The following is a 16,624-nucleotide window of genomic DNA, read 5'->3' as shown; positions in this document are numbered from 1 at the left end:
AGATGGATTCTGACAATAGGTTGGCGTTGCCGATCATGTCGAGGCGAAGTTTTCGGGCGCTCCAGAAGGTGCAGGGATCGTTCGAGATCCCGCCACTTGAATTGGTGGACACCCACCCGTTCTTGGTCAAGGAAGAAGACCGAAGTTCTCCGTTCAAGCAGGCTTCGGGAATTGACCGGTTTGGTGTGCCAAATGTTGCTACGGAGGCAACAAGAGCGGAAGCGCGCCGTTTGACGGTCAATCTAAACATGCAAGCCATTGTCCGGGCAGCCGGAGGTGAGAGGCACATCAGACAGAAACTGGTTTTGTCTTCCCGACAGATTCGCTGGATCGTGGGGGAAAACAAATTGCCAGCACTTCCTTCCGGATTTTGGTGGCACTTCTTCGTTACCGGGAATAACGATGAAATTCTTGCCGTCTCAATCTGTGATAAAAAAGACGGCTACCATCTGCACCTTCTCGAGACAGAGAAGCGGTCGGAACCTCATCAGCCGCAGGTCTACGGCGTCGGCAACTACTTCATCGTCAGGACTCCTAACTGACAACAAGCCCCAATCGTCGGGGCTTTTTCTGTGGAGTAATTTTGATTTTCGTTGTATATTCAAAAAATGACAAAAATCCTTGATGGTAAAAAAGTGGCTTTGCGAATAAAAAACAAACTTACGGAAGAGATTGCTGGTTTTTCCAAATCCCCAAAACTTGCGATTTTCCAAGTTGGCGATAATCCCGAGTCTACACTTTATATAAAAAAGAAAAAAGAGTTTGCCGAACAAATAGGCGCGCAGGTTGAGCATTTCCGTTTTGCGGACAGCATAGATCAAGAAAGTCTGGCAAGAGAACTCAAAAAAGTGAATATTGATAGAAATTTTCACGGAATTATATTGCAATTGCCGTTACCAAGTCATTTAGGTTCCAGCAGTTTTTTTGATGAAATTGATTGTCAAAAAGATGTGGACGGCCTCTCGTCTGTGAATTTAAAAAAGCTTTGGAATAAAGAGGCGGGTGGATTTATTCCGGCCACCGCCAAGGGTGTTTTGAATATTTTGGATTTTTTTGAGATTTCTTTGAGCGGAAAGAGAGTGGTTATTATCGGCCGGTCGGATCTTGTCGGCAAACCGATTGCGCTGGCTTTTTTGAATCGTGACGCGACAATCACTGTGTCTCACAGAAAAACAGAAAATCTTTCTGAAATTAGCCGACAGGCGGAAATCTTGGTCGTAGCAATCGGTCAGCCGAATTTTGTTGATGAGAAATTTGTGTCTCCGGGCCAGATTGTTATTGATGTCGGCATAAATTCTTTACCAACCGGTAAGCTTGAGGAAGAGATTTCTGGCAGAAAAATTGTCGGCGACGTTGATTTTGAAGCGGTTAAGGATATTGTTGAGGCGATAACTCCGGTTCCTGGCGGGGTTGGACCGCTTACTGTTTCGGCGCTTTTTGAAAATTTAATTTCTGCTTATCGCTTACAAGAGAAAGATTTGATAAGATGATTAGGTGATTATTATTTAGTTTAAACTATAAAAATTATGAGCAGTCCAGAATTAAACAAGTTTTTCAAGGCAGCAAGTTTGGTCGCTATCTTATTGTCATTGTTTTTGGTCGTTAGGGTTATAAGCGATTTAAAGGATTTTCGTTATATTGGTTCGGGAGTTTATCCGCAAAATGTAATTTCTGTTTCTGGTACAGGGGAAGTCTTTGCCGTACCTGATGTTGCCACAGTGTCTTTTTCTATTACTGAAGAGAAGGCAACTGCTTCTGAAACCCAAGCGGCAGTTACTAAAAAGATGAACTCTCTTTTAGGTGAATTAAAACAGAAAGGACTGGAAGAAAAAGATATTAAAACCACTGGCTATAATCTTTCTCCGCGTTATGAATACGCGAACTTTGTTTCTGGATACCGAATTCCCTCAAATGAAAGAGTTTTGGTTGGCTATGAATTAAGCCATTCAATTTCTTTAAAAATTCGTAACTTGGACAAGGTTGGAGAAATAATCTCTGTTTTAGGCGGAGCAAATGTTTCAAATATTTCTGGTCCGGATTTCTTGGTTGATAACAAAGAAAGTCATAAAGCCGAAGCCAGAAAAATGGCAATAGAAGAAGCCCAGAAAAAAGCCAAGGATTTGAGCCGTGACCTGGGAGTAAAATTAGTGAGAATGGTGAATTTTTCTGAATCCGGAGATTTTTATCCGTATGGTTTAGGCGGCGATTTTATGAATGAGGCCGTATTAAAATCAGAAGCGACGCCTGTTCCCGGAATTCCTGCCGGTGAGAACAAGATTATCTCTCAAGTCCATATCACCTATGAGATAAGGTGAGTTGTCTTATTGACTTTAATTTCATAAGGGCGTAGTATTGGGCTACGCCCGTCAGGGCTTTTTTTAAAGATTTTATGAAGCGAGTATTAAATTATGTCAAAGATACCAAAGGCGAGTTGAAGCATGTCAGCTGGCCGACCAGACGACAAACTTTGGTTTTTACTCTCGTTGTTGTTGCTATCTCTTTTTTCGTCGCCTTATTTTTGGGTCTATTTGATTATATTTTTGCCCAAATCATTGAATATCTTGTATTTTAGTTATTAGTTATGGATGAAAATAATCAGCAAAATCAGCCGAAGGAGGAGAATTCGGACGGCAAAATAGAGATCTCTTCTGACACTCACGTTTTTGAAAAGGAAGTTGGTGATTCCCAACTTTCTTCGGTCAAGCAAAAAATTTCCGAGGGCCGAAATTGGTATGTTATTCATACTTATGCCGGTTACGAAAATGCTGTTGCCCGAAATTTAAAACAAAGAATTGAGTCTTTGGGTATGGAAGACAAGATTTTTAATGTCATCGTGCCTACAGAGAAGAAAATAAAAATTAAGGGTGGAAAGAGGGTTGAAGAAGAAGAAAAAATTTATCCCGGCTATATTTTGGTTGAAATGGTTGTTACTGATGATTCTTGGTACGTGGTTAGAAATACCCCACGAGTTACCGGTTTTGTTGGTTCTGGAATTTATCCAGTGCCAATAGATAAAAAAGAGATAGACGAACTGTTCCAGAGAATGAGTAAAGATACCACTAAACATTCAATAAATTTGATGCAAAATGATGCGGTAGTAATTGTTGATGGTCCATTTAAAGATTTGGAAGGCAAAGTTTCTGAAATTGACGAAGTTCGAGGAAAAGTTAAAGTTTTGGTCTCAATGTTCGGCCGGGAAACACCGGTTGAGCTGGATTTCTTGCAAGTGAAGAGGATTTAAATTCTCGTCTTGTTAGATCTTTGGGGATCTCCAGAGTTTTTGAATCGGGCTGGACAGAAGTCTATAAATAAGTAAGATAATAGCTCTAAATTTACGAAATAAGTTCCAAAAGGGATGGCTAAAAAATTAGTTAAAAAAATAAAAGTTCAAGCGATGGGCGGGGCGGCAACACCAGCTCCTCCTCTGGGGCCAACTTTGGGCCAAGCTGGTATTAATATCGGTGAATTTGTTAAGCAGTTTAATGACAGGACTCAAGAAAAAAAAGGTCAGCTTATTCCAGCTGAAATTAGCGTCTATGAAGACCGAAGTTTTGATTTTGTTTTGAAAACTCCGCCGGCTTCGCGGCTTATTCTGAAAGCTATCGGTAAAGAAAAAGGGTCGGGAAAGAATTTGGTTTCCAAGGCCGGTACGATTTCGCGCGAGCAGATTAAAAAAATTGCTGAAGAAAAAATGACGGACCTCAACGCAAATGATATTGAAGCCGCCGCAAAAATAATTGAAGGCACCGCTAGAAGCATGGGGGTGGAGGTAAAATAAAAACATTTTACCTGTGACAAGTGACATGTAACTAGACCAAATTTCGCTTTGCGAAATTTGGTCTTTAGTTAATTGTTAAAGGTTAACTGTCAATTGTTAATCTTATATTTTTCTTTCAGCTCTTTAATCTCACCTTTTCTAATCATCCCAATCTCTTCTTCGTCTCGTTCCGATTTTTCTCCATGGTTTCTTATAAAACCTTCAATAATGTCTTTTTTATGATATCGGCTTTTTGTAATTTCAACTTTTTCATCAAGCCGGTCAAAAACAACTTGGCAAAACCTTTCTCCCGGGTAAAGCCGGACTGTTTGAGCTTGAGTATTATTCCTAACCGGCACCGCCAGCTGGCCTTCGTAGCCGGAATCAATGATACCGGTCAAATCAACCGAAAGACCTTTTCTATTTACCGAAGAGCGAGGGTAAAGAACGGCCATTAAATCAGCCGGCACTTTTATTGATTCTAAAGTTGAAACCAAAATATGTTCGCCGGGTAGAAGGTCAAAGAACTGGCCTTTTTCCAATTCTACCGTGTCAAAATACTGCGGCCGATCTTTGGCAAAATGGTCAATGTTGACGGCCTCTCGGCCTCTTTCAGTCAGCCGCCAAATTTTTGGAATTAAAAAAGTAAATCCCAGCCGAAGATCAACAGCGTGGGCTTGCAGCTGGAACTGGTCAAGCTCCGGCTTGAAGCCGATCTCGCCCTTTTCAATTCTCTCTAAAATTTGTTTTTTTGTGATTATAGCCATGATTATTCCGCTGATTGGTCGCCGATCAAAACGCTGATTGGTCGCTGATTCTTTTCGGCGTTCTTCAGTGGTGTATTTTAGGTTCAGCGTGTTTCAGCAGTTTTACATCATATTCTAGCACAACCGTATTCGGGCCGATTTGTTGGTGTAAAGCCAAGCAAATTTTCAAATCAATTTTTTTATTAAACAACCGCACTCCTTCTCCAAAAATTATATTTTCTATCGTTAAAATTAGTTTGTCCACCAGTCCAGCTTCGGCAAAAAGGGTGTAAATGGAAGATCCCCCGCAAATGGCGACTTCTTCCACCCCTTCTTTCTTTAGGCGATTTAAAAGATCTTTTGGAGATTCTGAAGTTGTTTCTACACCTTCGTATTTTTTAGATCTTGAATAAATGATGTTGCGTCGGCCGGGCAGGGGTTTTCCACCAAAAGTTTCAAAAGTCGTAGAGCCCATAATCATCACTCCGGTTTTTTTTGTCCGCTCTCGGAAAAAAGCCGTGTCTTCCTTGCTTGTCCATTTTGTGGACGACTCGGTGTTATTTTTTGCTATGAAGCCGTCGGCTGACAGTGCTGCGATAATGTATGTTTTCATCCCGTACGAAGTAGGAAACGTCTTAACCTTGATTTAAGGTAACGCTTACCTCTTCCTGATTTAAGATATAATTATCTCGACCTCGCATCTTCTTTATTTAAACATGCTTCATAATAAATAAGCTCGTAAGGACCGCGATTTTTGGTGTATGACGATTTTCCATCGTTATGTTCTTTAAAACGTTTCCGTAAGTCACTCGTGTACCCGGTGTATAATCTCTTGTTTTGATGACTCTGTAATACGTATGTATAGTACATATAATACTTCGTACGGGATGTATTAAAGCGCGATTTTTAACCCCTCAATTTTTTCCATCGGATTATACTGCTCTTTAAGCTGTTCTGTAATTTCATTTATTAAATCCGCGTCTTTTTTTTCTGCGCGTTCAAAAGTCTTTTCCGGCAGAGCTAATTTAATCGGCGGATGGCCATTAGTTCTTTTTATCATTTCTTCTGCCGCCGGATAATGGTTCTCGTAAATATGGGCGTTTGAAATTGAATGGGAATATGTTCCGACTTCGACTCCGAGCTTTTGCGCCAAAACGTATTGCAGAAAACAAAATCCAGTGACATCAAAAGGAAATCCTAAAACCATATCGTTTGAACGGACAATGTTATGCAAATGAAGTTTGCCCCCGATGATATTTACCGTGAAAGTGTAAGGGCAGGGGACGTTGGCTTTTTTGAAAGTTGAGAGGCCGTCTTGGCCCGGGTCCCAAGCGATGACAACTCCATGTCGGGAGCTTGGCTCTTTCTCTAAAAGTTCAATGAGTTTGCCGATTTGGTCTCGGCCGAAATGTTTGCGCCAGCGATAACCGTAAGCGACAGTCACAACGTCGTTTGGGTTGGTGAAGACGTCCCAAATTTTTGTGAAATCGCGTAAAAGTTCCTCCGGCTTTCTGGAGCCAGAGAGAAACCAGACTTGTTCTGCAATGGGAGCAATAACGGGAATTTTTCGAAGAGTTAAAAGCGGAAAACCGTCATACTCTGGATTAATTTGGAAGTGCATGCCAGGAAGAGCTTTGGTGTGGAGTTTGGTTCGCTCGGAATATTCTTCAATACCGCGCTCCATGAGAGCTCTAAGCATTTCTTTGTAGATTTGGTCAAACTTTGTCATTAAGGTAGTGCCATTATACAATAATCTAATCATGATTGAGTACCCATACCTCCCGGAAGGCCGAAAGATTTTTTATGTTCCAGATAATAATCCTTTTATGAGGGCGGCGATGGAAGCGGCGCGGAATCTTTCAAGTGATTCAATGCAGCCAACTGGTGCGGTTATTGTTATTGAAGATTCTATTGTAGGGACAGGAGCCAATCAATCGCTTCTTAAGAATTCTAAACTCCAAAAATTTCATCGAGACGGTTTTTGTATTAGGAAATTTTTCAAAATAAAGTCTGGTACAAGATACTGGCTTTGTCCCGGGTGCAGTGGATATGACAGTCATGCGGAGCCAAGAGCAATTCTAGATGCTAGAAAAACCAAAGAAGATATTTCTGGTGCCGATCTATATCTTTGGGGTCATTGGTGGTGTTGTAAGCCGTGCTGGGATAAAATGATTGAAGCAGGGATTAAAAATGTATTCCTTCTTGATGGTAGTGAAAAGCTTTTTAATTTTTCAACTCCAACTCATATTTTGGGTAGACAGTTTAAATAAAATAAAAAAATGAAAACAGGAAAATTAATTGTTATAGACGGCATTGATGGGTCAGGGAAAGCGACCCAGACCAAATTTTTGGCCGATCGACTTAAAAGAGAGGGTTACAAAGTGAAGACGATTGATTTTCCGAGGTATTACGATAATTTTTTTGGTGCGCTTATTGGTGATTATTTGTCTGGTAAGTTTGGTGATTTTATTCAGACAGATCCGCAGGTTGCTTCGGTGCTTTATGCCGCCGACCGCTTTGAATCAAGTCAGCAAATCAGAAAATGGCTTGATGCTGGTTACGTTGTGATTTCGGACAGATATGTCAGCGCCAATCAAATTCATCAGGGTAGTAAAATTCGCTCCGCGACTAAGAGAAGAAAGTTTTTGTTATGGCTGGATAAAATGGAATTTGAAATTTTTAAAATCCCGCGACCGGACACGGTGATTTATTTGGATGTACCTTTTGAAGTCAGTAAAAAATGGCTGGAGAACAAAGTTACCAAAAGAAGCAAGAAATATTTAAACGGTAAGCGTGATGTGGCCGAAGACAATTTACTTCATCTTAAAGATTCTCGAAATACCGCTCTTTATCTCCATAAAACAAATAAAAATTGGGAGAAAATTTCTTGTTGCAAGGGAAATATTTGCATGTCGCCAGAGGACGTGCACCAAAAAGTTTTTGAAATTGTAAAGAAAAAATTGAAAATCTGAAATATTTTTTTAGATCTAAATATATTGGATTGTAAAATATAATCATTTCACGACGGCCGTGCCGAAATGATTACACAATATCTTCTTCCTTAACTTTAAAGAAATTTATATATTTTGTAATTTTTAAATCATTAATAAATTTCATAAATTCTTCAGGTAGTGGGGCAGGACCTATCCAGACACTCTGCTGTTTTTGTTTGAAGTCAAGAACCTTTAGTCCATCTCTTAATATATCTCTTTTTGACCTTAGGTATTCAGGTATGTCATACATTACTATCATCTCCCCATTCTTTTTATTCTTAGACGCTTGAAGTTTAATTTTATCTAATTCATTGATGTTATTTTTTAGCACTGAATTTATCAGATTGCTGGATGACCAGCCGGTTTGAGTTTTTTTGACCAACCCCTTCTTTCTTAATCGAGTGAGTGTGTTTCTAATAGAAGCGCTAGGTTTGTTTTTGTATTGTTTATGTTTTCTTACAAGTTCCTCAACATCTTTATAGGGGAGGGTCTTGTAAAGAAGTAGTTTAAGAATTAGTTCCGAAAATGAACCTCTATAAATCATATTAGATGATTATAACAATTTGCCTTCTTATAATCAATCTACCACGGCCGTGGTAGATTGATTATAAAATTTTTTATTTTTATGGATAAAAATCAAATTAAAATAAGTATTAAAAATATTTTTCATAAGACCAAATAAAATACCGATATTGGTTAAAAAATGTGATAGTATATACGCTATGAAAGATAAGGAGATAGAAAAACTCATAAAAGCTGAGGAAAAAAGGCAAAAAAGCGTCATCAATCTTATCGCTTCGGAAAATTATGTTTCAAGCGATGTGCTGAAAGCTTTGGGCTCTGAACTTACCAATAAATATGCCGAGGGCTATTCTAAGTATCGCTACTACGGGGGCAACGAAATTTCAGACAAGGTGGAAGATCTGGCTAAAAAGCGAGCTCTGAAATTATTTAAATTAAATCCTGCTAAATGGTCTGTAAACGTCCAACCGCTTTCTGGCTCGCCAGCCAATGTCGCCGTTTATCTCGCACTTGTTCCAGCAGGCGTCTCGCCTTCGCAGAATGCTTCGGCGGAGCAAGGAAAGATTATGGGCATGTCGCTCGACCACGGCGGCCATCTGACTCACGGCCACAAGGTTTCAATTACCGGAAAAATTTGGAAGCAGGTTCCGTATGGTGTGGACAAGAATACCGAGACGATAAATTACGAAGAGTTGAAAAAAATCGCCAAAAAAGAAAAGCCGAGAATAATTGTCGCCGGCTTTACCGCTTACCCGCGAATTATTGATTGGAAAAAATTTAGAGAAATTGCGGATTCTGTGGTTTACCCTGAGCAAGGTCGAAGGGGCGCTTATTTAATGGTGGACATGTCTCACATTGCCGGACTTATTGCCGGCGGAGTTTATCCATCACCCTTTCCCTACGCTGATGTTGTAACAACGACTGTTCATAAAACTTTGCGTGGCCCGCGTTCAGCCATGATTTTTTCCAGAATTGATGAAAGAGAACTGAATAAAAAAATTGATAGGGCGGTTTTTCCGGGACTTCAGGGCGGTCCACATTTGAATCAAATCGCTTCGGTCGCCGTAGCTTTAGCAGAGGCGGATAAACCGGAATTTAAAAAATATACCAAACAAGTTGTTAAAAATGCCCAAGCGCTCGCTCAAGAACTGCAAAAACTCGGCTGGCGAATAATTTCCGGCGGCACTGATTCACATTTACTTTTGGTTGACGTCTGGAATAACGGAAACCCTTCGACTTCGCTCAGGGCAGGAGGAATTGGCGGCAAAGAAGCCAGTGATAAATTGGAAAAAGCCGGAATCATTGTTAATAAAAATACTATTCCGTTTGATTCTCGTAGCCCAGTTGATCCGTCCGGGATCCGGCTTGGCACCGCGGCCGAGACAACCCGTGGTAAAAAGGAAAAAGATTTCATCAAGATTGCTCAAAAAATAGATAAAATTTTAAGAAATTAAATCAGGCCCCCGCTTCCTCGCCTTGGCGAGGAAGCGGGGGCTCTAATCCATAATTCTCCACAACCTGTTGACAAAACGGTTTTTTTGCTATAATGGTAGCAGAATTACCAAAACACCAGCTCTTTGAGAGAGAGCACAGAGAAAAAACAAGGAGACACGCATGAAGGAGTTCAACAGGATCCTGGTTTTGATCTCGGCATTCCTTGCGGCGATCGTTTCGTCGCAGGCAGATCCGCCTACGCGGGACGCAGTCGTGGCAGAAGTACTGCCTACTGCCGCAGAGATCGCGGAGCGGTTCCGCGACAAGGTCAACTCTGCCGAGAAGAAGATCGTGATCGAGATGACGGAAGACGTCACCTACTACGAGATGAATCTTCAAGACAGTCAGGTTGGAGAGAGAGATCCTGAGGCGGCCATTCGCCAGGCACTTGTGGCTGGCGAACACCACCGTGTTCAGATTCTCACCACGATGACTATGACCCCTACAAGTTTGGTGTCGGAAATCTTCCGGCATGACATCTCCGACCAACCGGTTACTATCGTTCGTCTCACGGAGGACAAGAGTACCAGTTTGGTTGTTGGGGTGGCGGAGGTGGTTCAGCCTGATGGGAGCACAAAGACCAAACGCTTCAATCTGTCCGGCCTCTGCGATGAGGATTGGATGGAGTCGGCCAGTTTGGAACTAGGTAATCCTGCAACGTCTGGACTGCCTGTTTCCTGCGGGGCCAACATTGAAGCATGGCTTTTCTGGAGAAACTGTTGGGCTAACGATCTTGCCCAGCAAATCTCCAAAGGAGAGGTCCAGGAAGATGTTTTGAATGGCCGAAAGGTCTACAAGGTTGTCAACCGGCACTACAAGTTTGAAGAGGAAGATGAGAAGGGGCGCCTGGATTTCTACTATGGCGCCAATACTTACTTCCTTGATGTCGATACCGGTCTGCTGACCAGAAGGGAGAATGTCAGAATTCACAATCGGGTTGGACAGTTTCAGTCTGGTCTTTCAACTACTCGGACGTACGAGTGGGGATTGGTTCGTCGATGAATACCTCATCCCAAGCCAAGGAGTAGAACATGAAGTGCAAACATGTGGTGTACACCCTCGCTCTGATGGTCGCTTTCGTTTTCTTCCCGGCCAATCTCATGGCTCAACCGGTTGTTCGGCAGATGGTTCCGGATGTTCGGGACGAGCTTCCCATCGGAGACCTCTTCTACATCGCCTACTCGAGCGCCGATGGTGACCGCAAAATCATCGTGCACTACGATGGAGACAGGATGACAGTTGTCGTCGATGGGACGACTTTTGTCATCAAGCAGGAGTTCATCCTCACTGAGAACTGGATCGAGTTTGAAGCGGTGACTCCTCTTTCCTCTGACGAGAACAACGGGGTTGACCACATCTCCGGCTTTCTCGCCATGAGGCACGGCCGGCCGGTCCTCGGACTGGCCATCCAGTTCTCTGATGGAGAACTCTTTGTCGGGAGAGCTACCCAGCTTTTCATGGCAGAGGGCATGGTGTCCATCGTGGTCATGGACAAATGCGAGTGCAAAGATCGCATCGGGTTCTGCAATCGACCGATTGATTGTGAAAAGAACCTGTCCTGCAGTGCAGACACCTCGGTCTGCATTCTCGTCAAACCGACGATCCAAATCGTCTACTACTGATCCTCTCTCTCGTTCACCCTCAGGGCGCCTTGACCATCTGGTCTGGGCGCTCTTTTTCTTTTTAATACCAATCAAGATATAATTTCTAGGTTATGGATAAACCGATTTTTAAAATAAAAATTTTGAATTCCGAGGCCAAAATTCCGTCTTACGCTCATCCGGGCGATATTGGTTTGGATTTGTATTCGCTGGAAGACAAAATTTTAAAACCAGGTGAGCGGTACATTTTCTTTTTGGGTTTCGCTTTGGAATTTCCGGAAGGTTTTGGAGCTATTGTTCATGACAAAGGCAGTATTTCCAAAGCCGGACTTCATGTGATGGGCGGGGTTTATGATGCTGGCTATCGCGGGGAGTATAATGTGCATTTAGTTAACCTTGGGCACGAATCTTATACAATAGAAAAAGGCGACAAAATTGCCCAGCTGATTGTGCATCCGGTGGTTTTTGCCGGTTTTGAGAAAGTTGATGAGCTCTCGTCTTCCAGTCGTGGCGAAGGTCGGTGGGGTAGTACGGGGAGGAAATAGGGTCTAGGGTATAGGGTGTAGCCAATAGGGTTTAGGGAAATACAAATGAAAGAAAAGCTGGAAAATTTAATAAAAGGAGCTCTGGAAAGTTTTGGGGTTAAAGATCCAAGGATAGAGCTTGAGCATCCTGCTGAAATTTCTCATGGAGATTTTTCCTCAAATGTTTCTTTGGTTTATGCAAAAGACTTGAATAAAAATCCGCGTGAGATTGCCGAAAAACTACTACCATATATGATAGCGTCAAAACCTAAGGAAATTGAAAAAATTGAAATTGCTGGGCCGGGGTTTATAAATTTTTATTTAGCAAAAGAATTTTTTGTAGAGGAAATAAAGAAAATTTTAAAAGAAGGAGATAGGTGGGGCAGGAATAAAAATTTGGCTGGCCAAAAAATAATAATTGAGCATACCCAGCCGAATCCTTTTAAAGAATTTCACATTGGCCACTTAGTAAACAACATTGTTGGCGAGGCGGTCTCACGTTTGCTCGAAGCCGAAGCTCCGAAGCTTAAATGTGTGACTTATCACGGCGATGTCGGGCTTCATGTGGCTAAAGCGATTTGGGCAATTATTGATAAAAACTTTGACTATTCACAATTAGCTATTCACGACCTCGGAAAGTTTTATGCAGAAGGTGATAGGGCTTATGAAGGTGATGAGGTCGCCAAGAAAGAAATTGTTGAAATAAACAAAAAAATTTACGACGAATCTGATCCGGAAATAAATAAAATTTACAAAAAAGGCCGAGAATTGTCGCTACAGCATTTTGAGGAAATTTATACTCGACTTGGAAGTAGGTTTGACGGTCACTTTTTTGAAAGCCAAGCCGGAGAAATAGGTAAAAAATTGGTTGAAAAAAATCCAGATATTTTTGAAAAAAGTGACAACGCGATAATTTTCCCAGAAGAAAAATCCGGTCTCCACACACGAGTTTTTATAAATTCAGAAGGTCTGCCGACATACGAAGCCAAAGATTTGGGACTGATTGAACTCAAGCGTAAATTTTTTAAATTTGACCGGTCAATTACCGTAACCGATGTTGAGCAAGCCGAATATTACAAGGTCGTGATGAAGGCGGCCGAATTCGTTTTTCCGGATTTAAACGGCAAGATAGAGCATCTTTCGCACGGCCGTCTACGTCTGCCGGAAGGCCGGATGTCTTCTAGGACTGGCAGTATCATTTCCGGCGAATGGCTTTTGAATGAACTTAAAAAAATGGCGCTTGAAAAGATGAAAGATCGGCAAATCGAAAAGAAAGAAGAGGTTGCTGATCAGATTGCGGTGGCCGCTTTGAAATATTCAATTTTGAAACAAGCTCTTGGCCGGAACATTGTCTTTGATTTTGAAAAATCACTTTCATTTGAAGGTGATTCCGGACCATATTTGCAGTATTCGGCTGTGCGGGCGAAGTCGGTTTTGGAAAAAGCGCGAACAGAAAAAGTAAAAGCCGGTGTCAAAAGAGGAGGGGAGAATGTGAACGATGTTGAAAAACTGCTGTACAGATTTCCGAGCGTGGTAGAAGTTGCGGCAAGAGATTTTGCACCGCAAAAGCTGGTCGGATATTTGATCGAGCTGTCCGGAGCGTTCAACAGTTTTTACGCCAAAGAAAAAATTGTTGATCTCGTCGACCAAAACTCTCCTTACAAAATCGCCCTAACCGCAGCTTTTCTTATCACCCTTACAAACGGCCTTAATCTCTTAGGTATAAAGGTGCCGGAGAGGATGTGATATAATTTTTGTGCTTTTTATCAGCTAAATAACTAATAATTAACATGAAAAATATGAAAAATTTAGTGTTCGCGATATTCATTTTTTCACTTCTCTTTTTTTCTACCACAAGTGCTTACGCTGAAGAGCAGACCGTTCAGAATCCGCTACAATCATTTTTCAGCGCAATAATAAATTATCTGTCGGGCTTAGAACAATCAGCGCAAGTTGTCTCGTCTAAACCTAAGTCAACCGCTTTAATTTCCACTAAACAAAATTTAAATACCAGTCTGTCTTTACTGGAGACAAACGAAACTTTGACAAAACTTGATTCAAAAAAAGTTTCCGGAACTTGCGGCTCAACTCTTTTGCCAATAGGGGTCAAGGGCCAGACAGTAAAGTGTGACGGCCAAAAGTGGGTCGCCAACAGTTTTTTGAGGAATTTGGAATTTGATACAAACGATGTGATTCACATAGGAGATGACTGGTTACCACCCATTCCTATTATGTTGGGAGCCATCTCTACGGAAGAATTTGATGGTCCGGATGGCCTAGAAACAGCCACGGCAATTTACGGGTACAGTAAAAATCCTTTTTTCGCTGGGGCAGGAATAAAAGGGGTTAGTGAATTTGGAAAAGGAATAATGGGTTCTAGTCAACTTGGGACAGGAGTTTTTGGCATTAGTAGTAGCGGAGACGGAGTTGTTTCTGTTGGTGGTTTTAGACAATATTCAAGTCGAGACAGTAGTTTTGAGGGTAATGTCGGTATCGGAACAGAAAATCCGCAAAAAAGACTCCATGTTGCCCAAAGTGGAGAGAGCGCCATACTTCTTACTAACGACAACAGTGGCCACCTTGCCACCGACGGTTTGTTTGTCGGAATGAATAACAACCAATTGAACTCTACTATTTGGAACTTTGAAAATGGTTATCTTCGTTTTGGAACTAACAACACAGAAAGGATGAGAATCACCTCTACCGGCGGAGGAAATGTTGGAATTGGGACAACAAATCCTGAGACTCTTTTACACCTCTTTAGACCCGATGGATATACGATTGTTTCTATAGAAGCAGGTGGTAATAAGGAGTCATCTTTAGTTTATTTTAAAAATCGCGAGGGGACTTGGCAGGTTGGCAATGATGGTACAAGAGACGCTTCGTTTGTTATTTCTGACGGTATCAATCAAATTCCAAATTTTTTAATGACCAAATCCGGCAATGTCGGAATCGGCACGGCTGATCCGAGCGCAAAATTGCAGGTAAACGGCGGGGTAAAAATTTTATCAGAAGAATCCAGACCATCATGCAATGTATCTCAAAGAGGAACTTTTTGGTTTACTCAAGGAGCGTCGGGAGTTAAGGATTCTGCGGAAGTCTGCGCTAAGGACGCCTCAAATAATTATGCTTGGCGGACTCTTTATTAAATTCTAATTTTGACTTTTTAGGAACTTTGTATAGAGCGCCTGAATCCTTCGCCCCGCGCGTACTCGCGCGGGGCGTTTTCTTTTCCTAAACCCTAGTGGCTAAACCCTATACCCTAATTATGCTAAAATCATCCTCATATGTCCGACGAGTCTAATAAAAACCAGCTTTCCGAGAGGGAAGAAGAAATCCTGAAATTTTGGCAAGAAAACAAAATTTTTGAAAAAACACTTCAAAAACCTTCGCCAGAAGGCACTTTCATTTTTTATGACGGTCCACCTTTTGCGACAGGTTTACCTCATTATGGCCACATTTTAGCTGGAACAATTAAGGACGTAATTCCTCGCTTCAAAACTATGCAGGGATATCACGTGCCAAGAAGGTGGGGTTGGGATTGCCATGGCCTGCCGGTTGAAAATTTAATTGAACAGGAAATCGGTCTAAAAACCAAAAAAGACATTATTGATTATGGAATCCATAATTTCAACCAAAAAGCTTCGGATAGCGTTTTGCGTTATGCCGACGAGTGGCGCCGACAAATCCCGCGCTTCGGCCGATTTGTTGATATGGAAAAAGATTATCGAACAATGGATGCTTCTTATACTGAATCAGTTTGGTGGGCTTTTAAGACATTGTATGACAAGGGAATGGTTTATGAGGGTTTCAAGTCAATGCATCTTTGTCCTAGATGCGAAACTACCCTTTCCAATTTTGAAGTCGCGCAAGGTTACCGCGACGTGACCGATATATCAGTTACTGCAAAATTCCAAGTTACAAACACTCAAGCACAAACAAATTCCAAATTCCAAATTCCAAAAGCTGAAAAAACTTACTTATTGGCGTGGACGACAACGCCATGGACACTCCCGGGCAATGTCGCGCTAGCCGTAAATTCTGAAGCTGATTATATAAAAGTAAAACTTGAAGATGAAATTTATATTTTAGCCAAGGACCGAGCCGGCGAAGTTTTGGCTGACAAGCAGTATGAAATTATTGAGGAATTTAAAGGCAAAAAATTGGTTGGTTTCAAATATGAGCCGCTTTTTGATTATTACTCAAATGACACAAGCTTAAAAGGTAGAGAAAACGGCTGGAAAGTTTATGCAGATAATTTCGTGTCTCTTGAAGAGGGTACAGGCATTGTTCACATCGCGCCGGCTTTCGGTTCGGAAGACTATGAATTATCAAAAAGAGAAAATCTACCATTTATTCAGCACGTCGACGTTACCGGTAAATTCAAACCGGAGGTTAAAGATTTTGCCGGCCTACTTGTGAAGCCCAAGGAAGACAGTCAGCGAACTGACATCGAAATTATCAAAAATTTGGCGCATAAAGGGCTTCTTTTCTCAAAGAAAAAAGTGGTTCATTCATATCCGCACTGTTGGCGCTGTGATACGCCACTTCTCAATTACGCATCTAGTTCTTGGTTTGTTGAAGTTTCGAAACACCGTGATAAGTTAGTCGCTGAAAACAAGAAAATAAAATGGGTGCCGGAAGAAGTTGGCAAATACCGATTTGGCAATTGGCTTGCGGATGCAAAAGATTGGTCAATTTCACGAAGCCGTTTTTGGGGAGCGCCGGTTCCGGTTTGGAAATGTGAAAAATGCGAGTTTAAAGAAATTGTCGGTTCGGTTGAAAAATTAAGCAGTAAGCTTCAATCCAAAAACAATTACATCTTGGTCCGCCATGGTGAGGCCGAGAGTAATGCTAAAAACATAGTTAGTGGTAGACCGGAAAACCCGCATTATCTGACGGAGAAGGGTCGTCTGGAGGCCCAAAAAACCGCCCGTCATTTGAGAGGAAGAAAGAATTGACCTAGTTTTTTCTTCAGATTTTTTCC

Annotated in this window: 19 protein-coding genes and 1 pseudogene; 15 read left to right on the top strand and 5 right to left on the bottom strand. The window is 41.7% G+C overall.

Features of this window, described 5'->3' with window-relative positions:
• Positions 1 to 2 precede the first annotated feature (2 nt).
• The 6 genes from QY304_02530 to rplK all read left to right on the top strand — a co-directional run bounded on the left by QY304_02530 (position 3) and on the right by rplK (position 3,778).
• Positions 3 to 542, top strand: coding sequence for a hypothetical protein (locus QY304_02530; protein ID WKZ26251.1), 540 nt, complete (start codon positions 3 to 5; stop codon positions 540 to 542).
• A 66-nt stretch (positions 543 to 608) separates the two neighbouring features.
• Positions 609 to 1,490: a bifunctional 5,10-methylenetetrahydrofolate dehydrogenase/5,10-methenyltetrahydrofolate cyclohydrolase gene (locus QY304_02525; protein ID WKZ26250.1), complete on the top strand. Its 882-nt coding sequence runs from the start codon at positions 609 to 611 to the stop codon at positions 1,488 to 1,490.
• 36 nt (positions 1,491 to 1,526) lie between these two features.
• Complete coding sequence (locus QY304_02520; GenBank protein WKZ26249.1) at positions 1,527 to 2,315, top strand: SIMPL domain-containing protein; 789 nt, start codon at positions 1,527 to 1,529, stop codon at positions 2,313 to 2,315.
• 74 nt (positions 2,316 to 2,389) lie between these two features.
• Positions 2,390 to 2,572, top strand: a complete 183-nt coding sequence (secE, locus tag QY304_02515) for a preprotein translocase subunit SecE (protein WKZ26248.1) — start codon at positions 2,390 to 2,392, stop codon at positions 2,570 to 2,572.
• A gap of 69 nt (positions 2,573 to 2,641) precedes the next feature.
• Positions 2,642 to 3,241 carry a transcription termination/antitermination protein NusG gene (gene nusG, locus QY304_02510; GenBank protein ID WKZ26821.1) on the top strand — a complete coding sequence of 200 codons (600 nt, stop codon included), beginning with the start codon at positions 2,642 to 2,644 and terminating at the stop codon, positions 3,239 to 3,241.
• Between the two features lie 114 nt (positions 3,242 to 3,355).
• A complete protein-coding gene (gene rplK / locus QY304_02505) occupies positions 3,356 to 3,778 on the top strand; it encodes a 50S ribosomal protein L11 (protein ID WKZ26247.1) in 423 nt (140 codons plus the stop codon).
• Positions 3,779 to 3,867: 89 nt separating this feature from the next.
• On the opposite strand, the gene dcd is transcribed toward rplK, so the two are convergent.
• The 4 genes and pseudogenes from dcd to QY304_02485 all read right to left on the bottom strand — a co-directional run bounded on the left by dcd (position 3,868) and on the right by QY304_02485 (position 6,232).
• On the bottom strand, positions 3,868 to 4,524 hold the full coding sequence (dcd, locus tag QY304_02500; GenBank protein WKZ26246.1) for a dCTP deaminase: 657 nt from the start codon (positions 4,522 to 4,524) through the stop codon (positions 3,868 to 3,870).
• A 64-nt stretch (positions 4,525 to 4,588) separates the two neighbouring features.
• Positions 4,589 to 5,116, bottom strand: a complete 528-nt coding sequence (locus tag QY304_02495; protein ID WKZ26245.1) for a dihydrofolate reductase family protein — start codon at positions 5,114 to 5,116, stop codon at positions 4,589 to 4,591.
• Positions 5,113 to 5,373, bottom strand: a pseudogene (locus QY304_02490) (GIY-YIG nuclease family protein). The gene QY304_02495 and the pseudogene QY304_02490 overlap by 4 nt, the downstream one beginning before the upstream one ends.
• 22 nt (positions 5,374 to 5,395) lie before the next feature.
• Positions 5,396 to 6,232: a thymidylate synthase gene (locus tag QY304_02485; protein WKZ26244.1), complete on the bottom strand. Its 837-nt coding sequence runs from the start codon at positions 6,230 to 6,232 to the stop codon at positions 5,396 to 5,398.
• Positions 6,233 to 6,263: 31 nt separating this feature from the next.
• Between QY304_02485 and QY304_02480 the strand changes: the two genes are divergently transcribed.
• Positions 6,264 to 6,773, top strand: coding sequence for a deaminase (locus QY304_02480; GenBank protein ID WKZ26243.1), 510 nt, complete (start codon positions 6,264 to 6,266; stop codon positions 6,771 to 6,773).
• Positions 6,774 to 6,782: 9 nt separating this feature from the next.
• Positions 6,783 to 7,475, top strand: a complete 693-nt coding sequence (locus QY304_02475; protein WKZ26242.1) for a deoxynucleoside kinase — start codon at positions 6,783 to 6,785, stop codon at positions 7,473 to 7,475.
• 70 nt (positions 7,476 to 7,545) lie between these two features.
• Here the strand turns inward: QY304_02475 and QY304_02470 are convergent, their stop codons facing one another.
• Positions 7,546 to 8,040 carry a hypothetical protein gene (locus tag QY304_02470; protein ID WKZ26241.1) on the bottom strand — a complete coding sequence of 165 codons (495 nt, stop codon included), beginning with the start codon at positions 8,038 to 8,040 and terminating at the stop codon, positions 7,546 to 7,548.
• 178 nt (positions 8,041 to 8,218) lie between these two features.
• Here QY304_02470 and glyA point away from each other — a divergent pair, with 178 nt between their 5' ends.
• The 7 genes from glyA to QY304_02435 all read left to right on the top strand — a co-directional run bounded on the left by glyA (position 8,219) and on the right by QY304_02435 (position 16,598).
• Positions 8,219 to 9,472, top strand: coding sequence for a serine hydroxymethyltransferase (gene glyA, locus QY304_02465; protein ID WKZ26240.1), 1,254 nt, complete (start codon positions 8,219 to 8,221; stop codon positions 9,470 to 9,472).
• Positions 9,473 to 9,725: 253 nt separating this feature from the next.
• A complete protein-coding gene (locus tag QY304_02460; protein WKZ26239.1) occupies positions 9,726 to 10,514 on the top strand; it encodes a hypothetical protein in 789 nt (262 codons plus the stop codon).
• A 29-nt stretch (positions 10,515 to 10,543) separates the two neighbouring features.
• Complete coding sequence (locus QY304_02455) at positions 10,544 to 11,134, top strand: hypothetical protein (protein WKZ26238.1); 591 nt, start codon at positions 10,544 to 10,546, stop codon at positions 11,132 to 11,134.
• 92 nt (positions 11,135 to 11,226) lie between these two features.
• The gene (dut, locus tag QY304_02450; protein ID WKZ26237.1) at positions 11,227 to 11,658 is read left to right on the top strand and encodes a dUTP diphosphatase; all 432 of its coding nucleotides are present in this window, start codon (positions 11,227 to 11,229) and stop codon (positions 11,656 to 11,658) included.
• A 45-nt stretch (positions 11,659 to 11,703) separates the two neighbouring features.
• Positions 11,704 to 13,383 (top strand): arginine--tRNA ligase, encoded by a 1,680-nt coding sequence (gene argS, locus QY304_02445; protein WKZ26236.1) that lies wholly within the window; start codon positions 11,704 to 11,706, stop codon positions 13,381 to 13,383.
• A 53-nt stretch (positions 13,384 to 13,436) separates the two neighbouring features.
• On the top strand, positions 13,437 to 14,786 hold the full coding sequence (locus QY304_02440; GenBank protein ID WKZ26235.1) for a hypothetical protein: 1,350 nt from the start codon (positions 13,437 to 13,439) through the stop codon (positions 14,784 to 14,786).
• A gap of 138 nt (positions 14,787 to 14,924) precedes the next feature.
• Positions 14,925 to 16,598 (top strand): class I tRNA ligase family protein, encoded by a 1,674-nt coding sequence (locus QY304_02435; GenBank protein WKZ26234.1) that lies wholly within the window; start codon positions 14,925 to 14,927, stop codon positions 16,596 to 16,598.
• Positions 16,599 to 16,624 lie beyond the last annotated feature (26 nt).

Source organism: Candidatus Paceibacterota bacterium (assembly GCA_030583745.1).
GTDB lineage: Bacteria > Patescibacteriota > Minisyncoccia > Phycocordibacterales > BOKC01 > BOKC01.
This window is presented reverse-complemented; position numbering and strand designations above follow the sequence as displayed.

Excerpts from the sequence above, each read along its gene's own strand:
- QY304_02530 (WKZ26251.1), top strand. The coding sequence starts at position 3 with ATGGATTCTGACAATAGGTTGGCGTTGCCGATCATGTCGAGGCGAAGT.
- QY304_02525 (WKZ26250.1), top strand. The coding sequence starts at position 609 with ATGACAAAAATCCTTGATGGTAAAAAAGTGGCTTTGCGAATAAAAAAC.
- QY304_02520 (WKZ26249.1), top strand. The coding sequence starts at position 1,527 with ATGAGCAGTCCAGAATTAAACAAGTTTTTCAAGGCAGCAAGTTTGGTC.
- secE (WKZ26248.1), top strand. The coding sequence starts at position 2,390 with ATGAAGCGAGTATTAAATTATGTCAAAGATACCAAAGGCGAGTTGAAG.
- rplK (WKZ26247.1), top strand. The coding sequence starts at position 3,356 with ATGGCTAAAAAATTAGTTAAAAAAATAAAAGTTCAAGCGATGGGCGGG.
- dcd (WKZ26246.1), bottom strand. The coding sequence starts at position 4,524 with ATGGCTATAATCACAAAAAAACAAATTTTAGAGAGAATTGAAAAGGGC.
- QY304_02495 (WKZ26245.1), bottom strand. The coding sequence starts at position 5,116 with ATGAAAACATACATTATCGCAGCACTGTCAGCCGACGGCTTCATAGCA.
- QY304_02485 (WKZ26244.1), bottom strand. The coding sequence starts at position 6,232 with ATGACAAAGTTTGACCAAATCTACAAAGAAATGCTTAGAGCTCTCATG.
- QY304_02480 (WKZ26243.1), top strand. The coding sequence starts at position 6,264 with ATGATTGAGTACCCATACCTCCCGGAAGGCCGAAAGATTTTTTATGTT.
- QY304_02475 (WKZ26242.1), top strand. The coding sequence starts at position 6,783 with ATGAAAACAGGAAAATTAATTGTTATAGACGGCATTGATGGGTCAGGG.
- QY304_02470 (WKZ26241.1), bottom strand. The coding sequence starts at position 8,040 with ATGATTTATAGAGGTTCATTTTCGGAACTAATTCTTAAACTACTTCTT.
- glyA (WKZ26240.1), top strand. The coding sequence starts at position 8,219 with ATGAAAGATAAGGAGATAGAAAAACTCATAAAAGCTGAGGAAAAAAGG.
- QY304_02455 (WKZ26238.1), top strand. The coding sequence starts at position 10,544 with ATGAAGTGCAAACATGTGGTGTACACCCTCGCTCTGATGGTCGCTTTC.
- dut (WKZ26237.1), top strand. The coding sequence starts at position 11,227 with ATGGATAAACCGATTTTTAAAATAAAAATTTTGAATTCCGAGGCCAAA.
- argS (WKZ26236.1), top strand. The coding sequence starts at position 11,704 with ATGAAAGAAAAGCTGGAAAATTTAATAAAAGGAGCTCTGGAAAGTTTT.
- QY304_02440 (WKZ26235.1), top strand. The coding sequence starts at position 13,437 with ATGAAAAATTTAGTGTTCGCGATATTCATTTTTTCACTTCTCTTTTTT.
- QY304_02435 (WKZ26234.1), top strand. The coding sequence starts at position 14,925 with ATGTCCGACGAGTCTAATAAAAACCAGCTTTCCGAGAGGGAAGAAGAA.